At 53.4% G+C, this 14,935-nt stretch carries 18 protein-coding genes; 10 read left to right on the top strand and 8 right to left on the bottom strand.

What is annotated here, in order from left to right:
* Window positions 1-94: 94 nt before the first annotated feature.
* Complete coding sequence (locus EDF82_RS02150; protein WP_123753977.1) at window positions 95-1,378, top strand: YeaH/YhbH family protein; 1,284 nt, start codon at window positions 95-97, stop codon at window positions 1,376-1,378.
* Window positions 1,379-1,518: 140 nt separating this feature from the next.
* Here EDF82_RS02150 and EDF82_RS02145 read toward each other — a convergent pair whose 3' ends face one another.
* Window positions 1,519-2,220, bottom strand: a complete 702-nt coding sequence (locus EDF82_RS02145; RefSeq protein WP_123755450.1) for an oligogalacturonate-specific porin KdgM family protein — start codon at window positions 2,218-2,220, stop codon at window positions 1,519-1,521.
* 675 nt (window positions 2,221-2,895) lie between these two features.
* Between EDF82_RS02145 and EDF82_RS02135 the strand changes: the two genes are divergently transcribed.
* Complete coding sequence (locus EDF82_RS02135) at window positions 2,896-3,435, top strand: helix-turn-helix transcriptional regulator (RefSeq protein ID WP_123753975.1); 540 nt, start codon at window positions 2,896-2,898, stop codon at window positions 3,433-3,435.
* Between the two features lie 73 nt (window positions 3,436-3,508).
* On the opposite strand, the gene EDF82_RS02130 is transcribed toward EDF82_RS02135, so the two are convergent.
* Window positions 3,509-4,573 (bottom strand): glycosyltransferase family 9 protein, encoded by a 1,065-nt coding sequence (locus EDF82_RS02130; protein WP_227540095.1) that lies wholly within the window; start codon window positions 4,571-4,573, stop codon window positions 3,509-3,511.
* 376 nt (window positions 4,574-4,949) lie between these two features.
* Here EDF82_RS02130 and EDF82_RS02125 point away from each other — a divergent pair, with 376 nt between their 5' ends.
* A complete protein-coding gene (locus EDF82_RS02125; protein ID WP_123753973.1) occupies window positions 4,950-5,450 on the top strand; it encodes a YbaK/prolyl-tRNA synthetase associated domain-containing protein in 501 nt (166 codons plus the stop codon).
* 135 nt (window positions 5,451-5,585) lie between these two features.
* A complete protein-coding gene (locus EDF82_RS02120; protein ID WP_123753972.1) occupies window positions 5,586-6,032 on the top strand; it encodes a DUF441 domain-containing protein in 447 nt (148 codons plus the stop codon).
* Here EDF82_RS02120 and EDF82_RS02115 read toward each other — a convergent pair.
* Window positions 6,016-6,810 carry a helix-turn-helix domain-containing protein gene (locus tag EDF82_RS02115; protein ID WP_187042829.1) on the bottom strand — a complete coding sequence of 265 codons (795 nt, stop codon included), beginning with the start codon at window positions 6,808-6,810 and terminating at the stop codon, window positions 6,016-6,018. The genes EDF82_RS02120 and EDF82_RS02115 overlap by 17 nt on opposite strands.
* A gap of 97 nt (window positions 6,811-6,907) precedes the next feature.
* Here EDF82_RS02115 and EDF82_RS02110 point away from each other — a divergent pair, with 97 nt between their 5' ends.
* A complete protein-coding gene (locus EDF82_RS02110; protein WP_123753971.1) occupies window positions 6,908-8,095 on the top strand; it encodes a CynX/NimT family MFS transporter in 1,188 nt (395 codons plus the stop codon).
* Window positions 8,096-8,156: 61 nt separating this feature from the next.
* Here the strand turns inward: EDF82_RS02110 and EDF82_RS02105 are convergent, their stop codons facing one another.
* Complete coding sequence (locus tag EDF82_RS02105) at window positions 8,157-8,849, bottom strand: CTP synthase (protein ID WP_123753970.1); 693 nt, start codon at window positions 8,847-8,849, stop codon at window positions 8,157-8,159.
* Window positions 8,850-9,033: 184 nt separating this feature from the next.
* On the opposite strand from EDF82_RS02105, the gene EDF82_RS02100 reads away from it, so the two are divergent.
* Window positions 9,034-9,543, top strand: a complete 510-nt coding sequence (locus tag EDF82_RS02100; RefSeq protein WP_123753969.1) for a DUF523 domain-containing protein — start codon at window positions 9,034-9,036, stop codon at window positions 9,541-9,543.
* Window positions 9,530-9,877, top strand: a complete 348-nt coding sequence (locus EDF82_RS02095; RefSeq protein WP_123753968.1) for a DUF488 domain-containing protein — start codon at window positions 9,530-9,532, stop codon at window positions 9,875-9,877. The genes EDF82_RS02100 and EDF82_RS02095 overlap by 14 nt, the downstream gene beginning before the upstream one ends.
* Window positions 9,878-9,887: 10 nt before the next feature.
* Here EDF82_RS02095 and EDF82_RS02090 read toward each other — a convergent pair whose 3' ends face one another.
* Entirely contained in the window at window positions 9,888-10,130 is a 243-nt protein-coding gene (locus EDF82_RS02090) for a DUF333 domain-containing protein (protein WP_123753967.1), read from the bottom strand.
* Window positions 10,131-10,430: 300 nt separating this feature from the next.
* On the opposite strand from EDF82_RS02090, the gene EDF82_RS02085 reads away from it, so the two are divergent.
* The 3 genes from EDF82_RS02085 to EDF82_RS25345 all read left to right on the top strand — a co-directional run bounded on the left by EDF82_RS02085 (window position 10,431) and on the right by EDF82_RS25345 (window position 12,089).
* Entirely contained in the window at window positions 10,431-11,444 is a 1,014-nt protein-coding gene (locus EDF82_RS02085; RefSeq protein ID WP_123753966.1) for a sensor domain-containing diguanylate cyclase, read from the top strand.
* A 215-nt stretch (window positions 11,445-11,659) separates the two neighbouring features.
* Complete coding sequence (locus EDF82_RS02075) at window positions 11,660-11,761, top strand: YoaK family small membrane protein (RefSeq protein WP_123755447.1); 102 nt, start codon at window positions 11,660-11,662, stop codon at window positions 11,759-11,761.
* A gap of 205 nt (window positions 11,762-11,966) precedes the next feature.
* Window positions 11,967-12,089, top strand: a complete 123-nt coding sequence (locus EDF82_RS25345; RefSeq protein WP_227540094.1) for a hypothetical protein — start codon at window positions 11,967-11,969, stop codon at window positions 12,087-12,089.
* 70 nt (window positions 12,090-12,159) lie between these two features.
* Here the strand turns inward: EDF82_RS25345 and EDF82_RS02065 are convergent, their stop codons facing one another.
* The 3 genes from EDF82_RS02065 to lpxP all read right to left on the bottom strand — a co-directional run bounded on the left by EDF82_RS02065 (window position 12,160) and on the right by lpxP (window position 14,194).
* Entirely contained in the window at window positions 12,160-12,423 is a 264-nt protein-coding gene (locus EDF82_RS02065; protein ID WP_123753964.1) for a DUF2534 family protein, read from the bottom strand.
* 126 nt (window positions 12,424-12,549) lie between these two features.
* Complete coding sequence (leuE, locus tag EDF82_RS02060; protein WP_123753963.1) at window positions 12,550-13,188, bottom strand: leucine efflux protein LeuE; 639 nt, start codon at window positions 13,186-13,188, stop codon at window positions 12,550-12,552.
* Between the two features lie 91 nt (window positions 13,189-13,279).
* Window positions 13,280-14,194, bottom strand: a complete 915-nt coding sequence (gene lpxP / locus EDF82_RS02055; RefSeq protein WP_123753962.1) for a kdo(2)-lipid IV(A) palmitoleoyltransferase — start codon at window positions 14,192-14,194, stop codon at window positions 13,280-13,282.
* Window positions 14,195-14,935: the final 741 nt, after the last annotated feature.

Genomic DNA, 14,935 nt, shown 5'->3' with positions numbered 1-14,935 from the left:
CGTGGGAAGCGCCCAGTGTCAGCGGCCCGGAAAGCGGACCGCCGAAGCCTGAGTGATGAACGGCAGAGTTGGCAATTGCGGTACAGGAGGGCATATGACCTGGTTCATAGACCGGCGCCTGAACGGGAAAAATAAAAGTGCGGTGAACCGCCAGCGCTTTTTGCGCCGTTATAAGGCGCAGATAAAACAGTCGATCTCCGAGGCAATTAACAAGCGCTCGGTGACCGATATTGACAGTGGAGAGTCCGTCTCCATCCCAACGGACGATATCAACGAACCGATGTTTCATCAGGGTCGCGGGGGGCTGCGCAACCGCGTCCACCCCGGCAACGATCACTTCGTCCAGAATGACCGCATCGAACGCCCTCAGGGCGGCGGAGGCGGCGGCGGGAGCGGACAAGGGCAAGCCAGCGCCGATGGCGAAGGCCAGGACGGGTTTGTCTTTCAGATTTCCAAAGACGAGTACCTTGATCTGCTGTTTGAGGATCTCGCCCTGCCGAATCTGAAGAAAAACCAGCAACGTCAGCTCACCGAGTTTAAAACCCACCGCGCGGGCTTCACCGCCAACGGGGTGCCGGCCAACATTAGCGTTGTCCGCTCACTACAGAATTCGCTGGCGCGGCGTACCGCCATGACCGCTGGCAAACGCCGCGAGCTGCGGGCGCTGGAGGAGGACCTCGACACCATCAGCAAAAGTGAGCCAGCGCAATTGCTGGAGGAAGAGCGTCTACGCCAGGAGATCGCCGAGCTACGGGCAAAAATCGACCGGGTACCGTTTATTGATACCTTTGATTTGCGCTACAAGAACTACGAAAAGCGGCCTGAGCCTTCCAGCCAGGCGGTGATGTTCTGCCTGATGGACGTGTCGGGTTCCATGGATCAGGTGACGAAAGATATGGCTAAGCGTTTTTATATCCTGCTGTATCTGTTCCTCAGCCGGACCTATAAAAACGTCGAAGTGGTCTATATTCGCCACCATACCCAGGCCAAAGAAGTCGACGAGCATGAGTTCTTCTATTCGCAGGAGACCGGCGGCACGATCGTCTCGAGCGCCCTGAAGCTGATGGATGAAGTGGTGAAAGCGCGCTATGACCCGTCGCAGTGGAATATCTATGCGGCACAGGCCTCGGATGGGGATAACTGGGCCGATGACTCACCGCTGTGTCACGAACTGCTGGCGAAAAACATCCTGCCGGTGGTGCGTTACTACAGCTACATCGAGATAACCCGCCGGGCGCACCAGACGCTGTGGCGTGAATACGAGCATCTGCAGGAGAAATTCGACAACTTCGCCATGCAGCATATCCGCGATCAGGAAGATATCTACCCGGTCTTCCGTGAACTGTTCCACAAGCAGGGTACAGAAGTGAAAAACTAACCCGCAGATCGGCCAGCGACGCGACGTTTCTGGCTGATTTTTTGCCTTCCCCTTCCCCCGGCAACATGCACCTTTGATGAACGCCCCATGGCCTGCACCGGCAGACCATGGGATTTAACGCCTTGATGCGGCATTGCGCATCAGAAGTTGTATTTCACACCGACGCGATAACGCGTTTGCCGCTCATCCGTCACTTTACTGCCTGAGATGTTGCCGATAGCCATATACGGCGACCAGTTCTTGTCGATTTTGTAGGTCAGTTTGAAATCATGAGTCCACTCATAGCTCTCATTATCTGACAGAATCACCCCGGCAGAGTTGGCCTTTTTATAGTCGAACTCATAGTCCAGTTGATAGTCATTGAAGAATTTCCATGACAGGACGCTGGTCAGGTTATAGCCGTTTTCTGAGGTGTCCTTTTGGGTACCGATGTTGGTGGAGTTACGCTTGAAGTACGGGCGATAACGCAGCGTCGCGCTGACATCTTTGCTCAGGTTGACCTTACCACGCAGATAGGGGCGATAGTTATTTGAGGTTGAGCTACTATCCAGCGAAAAACCCGGTTCAACCTGAAAGGTGTCATTGATTTTATAGACATAGCTGGCGATCGCTTCTGTACCGTTACTGACGGTCTCATGCAAAGCTTTATCTTTCTTCTGTGCCCCCTTCCATTTGCCTTCCAACGACAGACCAAAGCCATTAGCAAAGCGATGCGACATTAACAACCGGTCTTTATGGTTATTACCGCCGCTATCGTTAATCTCGTGACGATAGTCAAAAGTCACCGCATGAGCCGAAATACTTAAAAGTGAAGCAGTAAGTAATAAAAACGGACGCAACATATAACCCTCTATATTTTTATATTCCAAAGGTAAGGGAAATCCCCTGCGCATTGGCAGGTGAATGAATAAAATCATTTTAATAATGGGGTGTGTGGTGCCGGGTGCCTCCCGGTGAATTGGGCGCTGAAACACCAATTCGTCCATAAAATAGAAACGTCATCAGAGGATACTCTCATGCCAGCATGACCCCTCCGCATAGGGGGATTCACCACACATAATTCTTTTACCTGTATTAGAAACATCAGGCAATGACCACATGATTTTATGGATTACACTTTCACATAAATTGAAATATCATTTTGAGATCGCGATCCAATTATTTATTCGCAAATTAAAATTAATTCATACGCTTTTAATAAAGATAATCCTAAGAATGCAAATCAATAAATACAAAGAGTTACGAAAAATCACCAGGGACTGGTCATTTAATTATCTGAAAAGTTAAGAACAAGAATTTAAAAAAAGTAAAAATCATCCTGGCTAAAAGAGAAGATGCGAACAATAAAATGCCGTAAGCTTGTCAGATAACTTTACGGCTGACAGACGCTGCAGGCTAAACGAAAGACAAACCATCCTACTGTCAGGATTGATTTATTGAGGCAACAACACAACACTCAGGGATACATCTGCGGTGAACGCAGAAAATAACCGCACCACGACCGCTGGAGTCTCACTATGACTATCTATGGAAAGGACAGTTTTTACCTCTATGGGATAGAGAAAATTCTGAAAGAGTTACATCCTGAAGGAAGTGAATACGCTAATAACGAACAACCATATGTGTATGTCACCTCCGGCATGGAGGTGCATGAAATATACTCATTGTTATTTACCAGGCCGCCAGTGCACCACTCTGTATTTATAACTTCGGAGCGTTATTTTGATACGATCAACCGACTTTTCCCGGGATTAATAAAATTATATCTGCCGGAAAGGCTGGGCGTCGACGCATTACGGCAGGCGCTGTGGGTGATGCGCTTGTTAGCCGAGCAGAACAAAACGGCGGGCTATCTGCCCCATACCTTCAAATTTACCACTGCGGAACAACAGATCATGAGGCTGCTGATACGCGGGCACTCATTGGGAGATATTGCCCGCATCCGGGGCGTCAGCCCGACGACGGTGAGCGTCCAACGCAATGGCCTGATGAAACGCACGGGAACGAAAAGCCTGCAGGAGCTCTGCTCGCTCTATAGCGCTCTGAGCCCCCATTAACAAAAACGGCCCGCGGTATAGTACCGTGAGCCGTTGACGATAATGCCCAGGCCGCCAGCAACGTCTCCGGCCGTCAGGCCGTTTCGATACTGGCGCGTTCTGGCAGCACCCCGCGCTTCATCTCCGCCATAACCAGGCCGGCAATGTCGGCATGCTGATGCACCTTGCCGCACTGCAGAATAATCTGCCGCGCATTATCGTAGCCCGGTGCCCACAGTCGGTTATTCATCAACACGTCTTTATAGATGGCGATCAGCGGCTTCTTCCACGCCGCGGCCATATGCACGACCGAAGTATCCGGCGAGATAATCAGGTCGGCGCCGGCAATTAACGCCATCGCGTGATGCAGGGTCTTAAACGGGTTGATGCTTACCCCTTCCGGTAACGGGAGGCGGATTTCATTCCGGTGATCGAGCAAAATAATGTGCACGTCAGGATAGGCTTCGCGCAGCCTGTCGATGATGACCGCCAGCTGCTCCTGCGACAAACTGCGGTCGGCATGGCCGGCAAAAATATTAATAACCACCTTTCTCCCGGCTAAACCGTCGAGATAAGCGCGGACCTGCTGATTAATATCCGCAGGGATATGCAGGTCATATCTCTCAAGGTGGCTGGCATCAAGATGCAGATAGTCGGCAATAAAGGTAAAGGTTTTGCTGACGTGCCAGTTTTCACAGTCAAAGGCAAATGATTTGGTGTAATGGTTAATCGATGCCCATTTATTAAAACCCAGTACCGATTTGGCTTTTATTTGACGCAGTAACAGCATGCGGTGTATGGGCATATCGAATAACGAAGGATCGATAACAATATCGTACTTATTATTCGCCAGCTCATTAATAACAGACTTAGGAACGTTATGGGTGAATTTTCGCAGGAAATCGCTTGAGGATACATTTTCTGCTTCATAGATCCGACGAATACCGGGATGATTTTTCATGACCAGGCTGTTCGATTTGGTCAGCAGAAAATCGACGATATAGCCCGACTCATGCAGGCATTTCACCAGCGCCGAATCGACAACGACATCGCCTATTGCCCCTTCATTGCGCATCAGCAGCACCGTTTTCGCCGGTGATAATGCGGTGTCATTGCGCTTGTGGTTGTCCCATAACGTTTTCGCAATATAAACACGCATAACATTGCGAACTTTCTTAGTAAAGTAATTACGGCGCCTGTTCAGCTCCCTTATTTTTTTGAATTTTCGGGGGGATACGCGCACCGCGCGTGTTTGCTTTCATCATAACCTCGTAACCACAATCAATAACATTCCTGCTGGTTTTGTTAAGGACTAAATAAAATGAGAAAAGTTCGATTGCGTAATATAAATCCTTACGCCAGCAGCATTCCAGCATTTTCCTTTGGAGACAAAATGAGTAAATTATGAATTAATTACGAATAATACCGCAGGTTATTAATGCCACCTCACTCAGATGGCGATTGCCGCCACCAAAGGTTTTCATCTGTTAAGAAGAAGCTTATGCTGATGGTTTTGCCAGGGTGGACGTCACAAAATGAACGAGCCGGAAAAACAGGATACCCATCGTCAGTTGCTCGAATTGCTTGATAACCATCAGGCGCACTATCGGGTGGTAGAACATGATGCCGTGGGCAAGTGCGAAGCCGTGTCAGAAATTCGCGGCACCGCGCTGGGCCAGGGCGCAAAAGCGCTGGTCTGCAAAGTCAAAGGCAATGGCGTGAATCAACATGTGCTGGCGATCCTCGCCGCCGACCAGCAGGCCGACCTGTCGCGTCTGGCGCAGCATCTTGGCGCGCGCAAAGCCTCACTGGCCAGCCCGGCCGAGGTCGATGCCCTTACCGCCTGCGTTTTTGGCGCCATTCCGCCTTTCAGCTTCCATCCTGCGCTGCGGCTGATCGCCGATCCGCTGCTGTTCGACCGCTACGGCGAAATTGCGTTTAATGCCGGCCTGCTGGAGAAATCCATCATCCTCAATACCGCCGACTATCTGCGCATTGCCCGTCCGGAGCTGCTGGCGTTTCGTCGCGAAGCCTGACGCTGGCTCTGGCGTGCCGCTGGTGATTGTTATGCAGATGCATGAATACACGGCCAGAAAGTAAAAAAAGCCTGTTTACTCACGCTATTACGCGTAAAGTAGACAGGCTTATTCTGTTGGCAAGGATCCCTTTTTATGTTCGATACCACCCTGTTTATTCTGCTGGGGCTGGCCGCGTTGGGTTTTGTTAGCCATAACACCACCGTCGCCATTTCTATCCTCGTGTTAATTATCGTCCGCGTGACCCCGCTCAACGTCTTTTTCCCGTGGATTGAAAAACAGGGGCTGACGATCGGCATTATCATTTTGACTATTGGCGTGATGGCGCCGATTGCCAGCGGCACCCTGCCGCCGTCGACGCTCCTGCACTCATTCGTGAACTGGAAATCGCTGCTTGCCATTGCCGTCGGGGTGTTTGTCTCGTGGCTCGGCGGACGCGGCGTGGCGCTGATGGGCTCGCAGCCACAACTGGTGGCCGGGCTGCTGGTCGGCACGGTGCTGGGGGTGGCGCTGTTCCGTGGCGTACCGGTTGGTCCGCTGATTGCCGCCGGGATTATCTCGCTGTTTATCGGGAAGTCGTAGTCAGGCTCGCCAGGTAGCGTCCTGGTGTCTGCCCCAGCCCCTTTTTGAACATGGTAATAAAGGCGGTGGTCGAGTCGTAGCCGAGGGTTTGCGCCGTCTGCTGCACCGTCTGGCCGCGAATCAACATTTGCAGGGCCAGGATCAGCTGCAGTTGATGGCGCCAGCGACGAAAGCTCAGCCCGGTTTCTCGCACCACCAGACGCGCCAGGTTGCGTTCGCTCATGGCAAACTCTGCGGCCCACTGCCCCAGAGTCTGCCAGCGCGCCGGATCAACCGCCATCACCTCCGCCATTTGCCGGATCCGCGGATGGGCGGAAACCGGCAGCTGCAGATGCTCCTGTGGCTGCTGCGGCAGCTCGTCAAATAACACCTGAACCAGCCGCTGAGTTGTCGGATGGGTTAACTCCGCCCCACTCCGGGCGGCAAGCGCCAGAATCAATTCACGGACCAGCGGCGAGATTTTTAGCGTACAGCAGTGCTGCGGCATCGCTGCCGCCTCAGGCTCAATAAACAGAAAGCTGATTTGCGCTCCGGGCGTGGCGCGGTTGCTGTGGGGCATCAGCCCGGGAACCCACACTGCATACTGCGGCGGCACCATCAACATGGCGTTTTCCACCTCGCAGGTGAGCGCGCCGTGCAGCGCGAGAATCAGCTGGCCTTTCCGGTGCTGATGCTGCGCAATAAACTGCTCATCCTCCACCACCTGAATGCGAAACGCCAGGGCCGCTTCGTGACCGCTGTCGGGGTCGTAGCCGTCGAGACCGAGTCCAATCATCATTTTGTCCGATATTAGCGATAATCTGTCATTTTAGCTTGATTTAAACAGCGAGCAAACGCGCTATGGTAAGCGCCCTGTTTATTCGCCAGAGAACGTTATGAGTTCTGTTTTATCTTCTGCTACCGGCCGCCGCAATCTGCTGCTGATTACCGGTATTTTATTGATTGCCGCCACGCTGCGGGTCACCTTTACCGGCACCGCCCCGCTGCTGGATGCCATTCGCGCTGAATATGCGCTGACTACTGCACAAACCGGGATGCTCACCACGCTGCCGCTGCTGGCCTTTGGCCTGATCTCGCCGCTGGCTGCCGGCGTCGCCCGACGCTTCGGCATCGAACGTAGCCTGCTGGTCGCGTTGATACTGATTTGCCTCGGTATCGGCCTGCGTTCGTTGCCTTCAACCTTCCTGCTGTTTGGCGGGACGGCGATCATCGGTTGCGGTATTGCCCTGGGCAACGTTCTGCTGCCGGGCTTAATCAAGCGCGATTTCTCGCAGCACGTTGCCCGAATGACCGGGGCCTATTCGCTCACCATGGGCGGTGCGGCGGCGCTGGGTTCGGCGATGGTGGTCCCGCTGGCCATGGCCGGCTATGGCTGGCGCGGCGCGCTCCTGATGTTGATGATCTTCCCGCTGCTGGCGTTGCTGTTCTGGCTGCCGCAATCGCGTAAGCCGTCGGTCGCGCCGTTGACCGGCTCCGGCGCGATGCATAATCGCGGGATCTGGCGCTCGGCGCTGGCGTGGCAGGTGACGCTATTCCTCGGCATCAACTCGCTGGTGTATTACGTGATTATTGGCTGGCTGCCCGCCATCCTGCAGAGCCTCGGCTATAGCGAAGCGCAGGCAGGCTCCCTGCACGGCTTGCTGCAACTGGCCACCGCCGTACCGGGCCTGGCGATTCCGCTGATCCTCCATCGGCTGAAAGATCAGCGCAGGATTGCGATTCTGGTGGCTTTACTGTGCGCCATCAGCGCCGGCGGCCTGTGGTTCTGGCCCGGACAAGCGGTATTGTGGACGCTGATCTTTGGGTTTGGTTCCGGTGCAACGATGATCCTCGGACTGACCTTTATTGGTCTGCGCGCCAGTTCCGCGCATCAGGCGGCGGCGCTGTCGGGTATGGCGCAAGCGGTCGGCTATCTGCTGGCAGCCTGCGGGCCACCGTTGATGGGGAGAATACATGACGCCAATGGCAACTGGCAGATTCCGCTGCTCGCCGTGGCGCTGATTTCGGTGGTGATGGCGGTGTTTGGCGCCCTCGCCGGTCGTAACCGGGAGATAGCCGGATAACCCGCCACTCTCCTGCTAAGCCGCCAGCATGCTGGCGGCATCTTCACGTCGGATGGCGAGGTTAATGGATCGCCGCATGTAACAGCGCCTGCACCAGCGGCGACGGGCGGCCCTCCAGGGCGTTACGCTCATGCTGGAACAAGGTCGCCACAAAGAACGGATGGGTGACCAGTTCCACCGCGCGGATTTCCCCTTCGTCATCCCAGCCGGTAACCCGCAGATCGCCCTGCTCCAGTTCAGCCGCAAAGCTCTCAGAGATACCGTAGTTGCAGTGGTAACCCTCTTCGATATTATCGCGGCCATAGGCGCGCGCAATCAGGGTGTTGGCGCGCAGTTCAATCGTGTCCGTTTTTTCCACCAGCGAACAGCTTAATGGCGCAATGACCATCCGCCCTTCGGTGTCGGTTTCCGCATGCGCCGCATCCTGCCAGCCCAGCACATTGCGGGCATACTCGATAATCGCATGCTGAAAACCACCGCAGGTTCCGAGGAACGGCACGCTGTTTTCACGGGCAAATCGAATAGCGGTAAACGCGCCTTCGGCGTGTTGGTACGGGATGGCGGGCACCACCCAAATCGCATCGTAGTCGGCGAGCGCATCGGCATCGTGAATATCGCGGGTTGCCAGCCAGTCATAGCGTACCGGCAGTTCCATGACGGCGGCGGCATCATCGATAGCAAGGGGGATCGCTTTATGGGCAATCACGTCAGGATTGTAGTCACCAACCAGGGCAATACGCAGGGGGGAGTTCATAGCAGGTTCCTTATGTCATAGCGATTTTCGGGCAACACAAGGACGCTCAGGTTAGCGATCTCGGGCGCAGAACACAATCCCTATTTTTGCGCGGACCTCCTGCCATTTTTGGGGCGCTTTCCTGCGGGTAATTTCCAGCTGAAGGCGTTATGGTATAGCGCAGAACAACACCGGCGGACGAAGTATGAAGAGCAAGATTCTGGTCAGCGCCTGCCTGATGGGGTTTCAGGTGCGTTATAACGGCAGTGGAAAAGCGCAGCTTGCCGGGATGCTGGCGCGCTGGCAGCAGGATAACCGGCTGGTGATCCACTGCCCGGAGCTGGCCGCCGGGCTGCCGACTCCGCGGCTTCCTGCCGAAATTGTCAGCGCCCAGGGAGCAGAGGTAATGCAGGGTCGGGCGCAAATTGTTGAAAGCAGCGGTCAGGATGTCACGGCGCACTATCAGCTGGCCGCCTGGCTGGCGTTGCGGGCCGCCCAGGAGTCCGGTTGCGATGCCGCGTTATTAACCGATGGCAGCCCAACCTGCGGCAGTCAGTTTATCTATGATGGCACCTTCAGCGGACAGCGAAAGCCGGGCTCAGGCGTCGCCGCCGCCCTGCTGCGCGAGCACGGTATTACAGTGTTTTCCGACGGGCAGGTACCCCAACTCCTCGCCTGGATGGCGGCAAGAGAGAACAACGATGATCCATTGTAAACGAGTATACGATCCGGCAGACCCCAGCGATGGTTATCGTGTCCTGGTGGACCGACTCTGGCCCCGCGGGATCAAAAAAGAGGCCCTGCTGCACGATGAGTGGTGTAAAACGCTCACCCCGTCCACGGCGCTACGTCAAGCGCTGCACGGCGGGGTGATCGACTTTAACCATTTCAGTCAGCAATATCGCGACGAACTCGACACCCACCGTGACGAGGGACTGCGCCTCGCCACGCTGGCTCACCAGCAGCCGTTAACCTTGCTGTATGGTGCCAAAGATACCCGGCAAAACCATGCGCTGGTGCTGGCCCAGTGGCTGGAGACGCTGGCCTGATAGCGGTTCATCAGGATTTGTCAGGATGGTCGCGACGCCAGAGCGCCCATTCGTCGATTGTTTCGCCGCCTGGCAGTTTACAGTCCGAACGCGCACCCTGCGGAGTTTGCACCGGGATCAGCGTTCCGCCTTTCTGCGTACAGTAAACGGCAGCCGGGTTGGCCATGCCAATCTGTTGCGGCGGTGGCGGCGCATCCTGTTGCTGAGCACAGCCGGCAAGGGCCAGCGGCAGCATCATCGTCATCCACTTCATGTCGGTTCCTTTTTTGTACAGAGCGCGTATTCGCCCTGATTCTTCATGGTTTCTCCATTTTACCTACACTTTTGCCCGGTAGAGTAGCCTTGTTCTCGAACTGACCAGAGAACAGATCATTCCATAATCAATGAGTTTTTCCCCGTCGCCCCCGACGGGGCTTTTTTTTCCCCGCTGCGATCGCAGGTATTCCCCGAATTAATGTGTTAAATTTGATGTATCTATGTTTACTTTTCGTGGGTAGCCGTCGCCAGCTGGATCTGCTGGCTGTCTTCACTCGCGATCGGGAGCCGTACATTCATGTCAGATTTTATTCTTGCTCGTGTTTCGCAAACACTCGCCAACGAACATTCCCTGGAATTATTAGTTCGGCAGTTGCTTGAGATGCTGGAGCTGGTGACCAGAATGGAGTCGACGTATCTGACTCGTATTGATTTTGAAGCACAGCGTCAGCTTATTATGTATGCACATAACAGCAGCGTTATGCAGATCCCGGAAGGGTTTTCCGTGCCCTGGAATGATTCATTATGCAAACGAGCCATCGACGATAACTGCCAGTTCAGCAATGATGTCAACCATCGCTGGCGCTCGTGCATTGCCGCTCAAGACCTGGGGATCATGACCTTCTTCAGCATCCCCGTGCGCCTCGCCGACGGCTCGCTGTACGGCACGCTGTGCGCCACCAGCCGCGACAAGCAGCCCTACAACCTTGAGGGTGAGCAGGTCATGGGGCTGTTTGCGAATTTAATCTCTCACTATATTGAGAAAGAGACGCTGGTTGACCAACTGCGCGAGGCCAACGTCGCGTTAGAGATGCACTCTTATACCGATGAACTCACCGGGCTGGCGAATCGTCGGGCGCTGTTTAAACACCTGACGTCGATATTTCCCCGCGCCCGTGAGCAGCAGCGTAATATCCTGATGGTCTTTATCGACCTTGACGATTTTAAAGCGATTAACGATCGCTTCGGTCACCAGTGCGGCGACAGCTTCTTGATTCAGATTGGTGAACGCTTAACTGCCCGCCTTGAGCCTGGCGATCTGGTGGGACGACTGGGCGGCGATGAGTTTTTAGTGGTTGGCGCCGAGCGGGATGCCGCGCAGCAGCTGGCCTTTGTCGCCACGCTGCGCCAGGCCTTAAGCGGGGTGTATCATCTCGCCGGCCACCGGATCGATTATCCTGGGGCCAGCTTTGGCGTTATTGACGTTAATCCTCATAACCAGGATGTCGAAAGCGCTTTACGTGCCGCCGATGATGCCATGTATCAGGATAAAAAATCCCGTCGCAAAGAAACCTTCCTGTATCTTGATTAAGGTATGATAGCGCGGCTTAGAGCCTATCCCAGTAGGCGTAGATTGTTGCAGCCAGTTTGGCCGCGGACAGCGCGGAACCACCGGAGCGTACACGCAGTACGTGAGGATGGTGAGCACTGCCCAGGACCAAAATGGCAAATAAAATAGCCTAATGGGATAGGCTCTTAATGGACTCTTATATTACGGGCAGGATGTCTGGCCCCAGAGGTAACACAATGAGATTGGGTATTCTTTTCCCGGTGGCCATCTTTATCGTCGCCGTTATTTTTCTCGGTTGGTTTTTTGTCGGCGGTTACGCGTCGCCGGGAGGCGCGTGATGAAAAAAAGCACCATTATTATGCTTATCGTCGCTATTATTGCGCTGGCAGGCGTGCAGTTCGGCTGGTGGTAATCGTATTTTTTACCCGGCTGAAATTGCAGAGTTGTCTTATCCACTCAATAACTTAACGCTATACACTCACTTCATCAGCCGATTCCGCAGGCCCTTTGCCCGCGGACGGTGGACCAGCGGAGAAGTGAGAGATGAAAAAACCGATCGTGTTAACGTTGCTACTTACGCTATGCACGCTGTTATCGGGTTGTATCGTGCATGATGGCTATCATCACGGGCGCCACCACCATCATTATGATGGTCGCGGTTGGTAATTGAGGGATTAGCGAGCGAAGCATCAAGCAGGGCGAACGTCGGTTCGCCCCGTTTTATCGAGACTGGCAATCAGTCCTGACGATCGGAACCTAAAAAGAAGAACCCCAGCGGAATAGAGAACAGCAGCGTGAACACGGTGCTGTAAACGGTCACCATCGCCCCTTGCAGGAAGAACATCGACACCGTCCACTCCGAATACGGCATATTGTATTCGCTGACCACGCCGCCGAACGTCGCACGCCCAACCACGGTAAGCGCGATGGCAAACACAATCCCTATCGACAAGAAGAATTTCTTGCTGTTTTTATTGCTGATGAGTTTTTGCAGAATCATCCGGGTTCCCTTTTGACTGACCGATAATCGGCTGTATATGTAACATCAATGCAATAAAAATTGAAGGGTTTTTGTTACAACGCAGTGATTACCACTGGCTGGCCGGAATGGTTACCGGCCTGCCGATCAGGATTGCAGCGTCGCCAGCCGCGCGGCAAAGCCGACGAAAACAAGGCCAATCAGACTGTTACCGATTTTAGCCAGCTTGGTTTTCGTTTTCACATAGCGCGTCACGAACGAACCGGAGAGGATCAGGAAGCTCATATACATAAAGCTAATGATCTCCAGCGTCAGCGCCAGAATAAAGAATGCCAGTCCCGGCGTTTTCGCGCTCACGTCAATAAACTGCACGAAAAACGAGACATAGAAGAGGATGGCTTTCGGATTGGTCAGGCTCAACGTCAGCGAGCGTTTCAGGATCGCGCTCCCCGGCTCGGCACTGGTGTCGGCATGCCCGTCCCGCTGGGTCAGCACGGCGTACAACATTTTGCCACCAAGCCACAGCAGGTAAATCGCCCCCAGATAGCGAACGATATTAAATAACACCGGCGTGGTCTTAATCAGTGTCGCGACGCCGGCAAAAGCCAGCATCATCAGTATCGCATCACCAATGAACACCCCGGCCGCCGCCAGATAGCCTTTCTTTACGCCGTGAGCAATCCCGGTCTTCAGAACAAAAAAGGTATTAGGGCCGGGAACCAGGATGATAAAAATAGCCCCGACCAGGTAGGTTAAATAATTCAGTACACCAAACTCAGCGAACACGCTGCACTCCTTCGCTTTCAACAAAAAACATGATCGCGCTCACGTTAACGCAACTGCTGCGATTTTGAAAGCGCTTACCGTGCTTGTTGAATTAGTAGAGTGAACCTTCACCCAGCGGACGCGTTTTGAAACGGCGGTGCACCCACAGATATTGCTCCGGTGCGCGCAGAATCTCTTTTTCGATCACTTTATTGATATAGCTGGCGGCATCCTGTTTATCTTCACCAGGATAATCGTTCAGCACATCGCTGATATATAAGGTGTAGCCTTTTCTGTCGGCTTTGCGCACCATGCTGATGCTCAGCATCTTCGCGCCTGACAGGCGAGAGAGCACATAGGTACCGTTAGTGGTCGCCGCCTGCGGGACAGAGAAGAACGGCGCAAACACGCTGCCTTTCGGGCCGTAGTCCTGATCCGGGGCAAACCATACCGCTTCGCCGGCTTTCAGCGCATGCACCAGGCCAGACAAATTACGCCGATCGATCATCGCTTTATTCGAACGCAACCGTCCGCGGGTCTGTACCCACTCCATCAGCGGGCTGTTGTGCGGACGATAGGTCGCCATCATTGGCCGACACAGTCCCATAGTACGACCGCCAAGTTCCAGCGACATAAAGTGTACGCCAACCACCATCACGCCCTGCCCGGCACTCAGCGCTTTGCTGAGATTATCGAAGCCTTCAACGTCAAACCATTTTTTGACCCGCTCGTCGCTCCAGAACCAGGCCATACCGGTTTCGATAAGTCCCATACCCAGCGACATGAAGTTCTGTTCAATCATTTTTTCTCGTGCTTCGGCGGACATGTCCGGGAAACACAGTTCAAGATTGCGTCGGGCAATATGTTCCCGGCGCTTGAGAAAACGGCGTGAGGCCTTACCCGCGCTGGTACCAATAGTATGGAGAAGTGGATAAGGTAATTGCACGATTAACCAGAGTATGGCGAGGCCAAACCAGGTCCCCCAGTTGCGAGGGTGAAGTAGACTTTTATTAAAAGCGCAAGGCATGATTTTTCCTGTAAACGTCTATAAATGGGGTAACGCTTAAGGAAAAAACGAAGTCCCTTCATCAGTCGTTAGGCGGTACGTATAGCAACTATGACAATAGTAATCCGGCTAAATTCACTCGGGCAAGTAAAAAACGCCGCTGGCGTGAAAAAAGCATAATAACGCCACAACTGTAACAGAATGTAAAATAAAAAAGAAGCGTTGATTACAATTATTTACCGTGCCAATACTTTATTCGCTAATTATGTCGTTAATCTGATTGCACATTATTAAATCAACTTGCATCTTCTGCGATCGTCCGCTACCGCAGGCCCCGCTATGACTAGGCTAGCGGCAGAGACCGCCCGCCCTCACCGTTGTCGATGCGCCAGATCATTAAAACAATAAAGGGTGGTCATAAAATAGCTGCGGAATATAGCTACTGGCTATTGTCGCCGCAATTTCATTTGAAAATTTCAGGGCGCGGATCTTTTCATTCCTTTTTTATCTATGAAATAAGAATCCCCTCAATTTTATAAATTATGCTAATGCTTTTTACTCTCACAAAATAAACGATCCTTTACTCGATTATAACGAATAATTATCGTTCTTTACCTTAAACCAGCGAGGATGCCCTGCTGGCGGCGCACTTCATGGTCTGATACACCGAATGCAGATCAATTCATCAATCGCAACAATCACTTATTGAAATTATTGCCCGTTAGCGCCTTTTTAGCCGCATTTCAATTGAAATGAGAACCA

This window comes from Klebsiella sp. BIGb0399 (genome assembly GCF_003752615.1).
In the GTDB taxonomy this organism is placed as follows: Bacteria; Pseudomonadota; Gammaproteobacteria; order Enterobacterales; family Enterobacteriaceae; genus Klebsiella; species Klebsiella lignicola.
This window is presented reverse-complemented; position numbering and strand designations above follow the sequence as displayed.

What these genes read in the sequence shown, in the direction of transcription:
- EDF82_RS02130 (WP_227540095.1), bottom strand. Translation starts at nt 4,573, where the DNA reads ATGCGTGTTTATATTGCGAAAACGTTATGGGACAACCACAAGCGCAAT.
- EDF82_RS02090 (WP_123753967.1), bottom strand. Translation starts at nt 10,130, where the DNA reads ATGAAGTGGATGACGATGATGCTGCCGCTGGCCCTTGCCGGCTGTGCT.
- EDF82_RS02120 (WP_123753972.1), top strand. Translation starts at nt 5,586, where the DNA reads ATGTTCGATACCACCCTGTTTATTCTGCTGGGGCTGGCCGCGTTGGGT.
- EDF82_RS02065 (WP_123753964.1), bottom strand. Translation starts at nt 12,423, where the DNA reads ATGATTCTGCAAAAACTCATCAGCAATAAAAACAGCAAGAAATTCTTC.
- EDF82_RS02110 (WP_123753971.1), top strand. Translation starts at nt 6,908, where the DNA reads ATGAGTTCTGTTTTATCTTCTGCTACCGGCCGCCGCAATCTGCTGCTG.
- EDF82_RS02145 (WP_123755450.1), bottom strand. Translation starts at nt 2,220, where the DNA reads ATGTTGCGTCCGTTTTTATTACTTACTGCTTCACTTTTAAGTATTTCG.
- EDF82_RS02100 (WP_123753969.1), top strand. Translation starts at nt 9,034, where the DNA reads ATGAAGAGCAAGATTCTGGTCAGCGCCTGCCTGATGGGGTTTCAGGTG.
- lpxP (WP_123753962.1), bottom strand. Translation starts at nt 14,194, where the DNA reads ATGCCTTGCGCTTTTAATAAAAGTCTACTTCACCCTCGCAACTGGGGG.
- EDF82_RS02095 (WP_123753968.1), top strand. Translation starts at nt 9,530, where the DNA reads ATGATCCATTGTAAACGAGTATACGATCCGGCAGACCCCAGCGATGGT.
- EDF82_RS02135 (WP_123753975.1), top strand. Translation starts at nt 2,896, where the DNA reads ATGACTATCTATGGAAAGGACAGTTTTTACCTCTATGGGATAGAGAAA.
- EDF82_RS02105 (WP_123753970.1), bottom strand. Translation starts at nt 8,849, where the DNA reads ATGAACTCCCCCCTGCGTATTGCCCTGGTTGGTGACTACAATCCTGAC.
- EDF82_RS02085 (WP_123753966.1), top strand. Translation starts at nt 10,431, where the DNA reads ATGTCAGATTTTATTCTTGCTCGTGTTTCGCAAACACTCGCCAACGAA.
- EDF82_RS02115 (WP_187042829.1), bottom strand. Translation starts at nt 6,810, where the DNA reads ATGATGATTGGACTCGGTCTCGACGGCTACGACCCCGACAGCGGTCAC.
- EDF82_RS25345 (WP_227540094.1), top strand. Translation starts at nt 11,967, where the DNA reads ATGAAAAAACCGATCGTGTTAACGTTGCTACTTACGCTATGCACGCTG.
- EDF82_RS02075 (WP_123755447.1), top strand. Translation starts at nt 11,660, where the DNA reads ATGAGATTGGGTATTCTTTTCCCGGTGGCCATCTTTATCGTCGCCGTT.
- EDF82_RS02125 (WP_123753973.1), top strand. Translation starts at nt 4,950, where the DNA reads ATGAACGAGCCGGAAAAACAGGATACCCATCGTCAGTTGCTCGAATTG.
- EDF82_RS02150 (WP_123753977.1), top strand. Translation starts at nt 95, where the DNA reads ATGACCTGGTTCATAGACCGGCGCCTGAACGGGAAAAATAAAAGTGCG.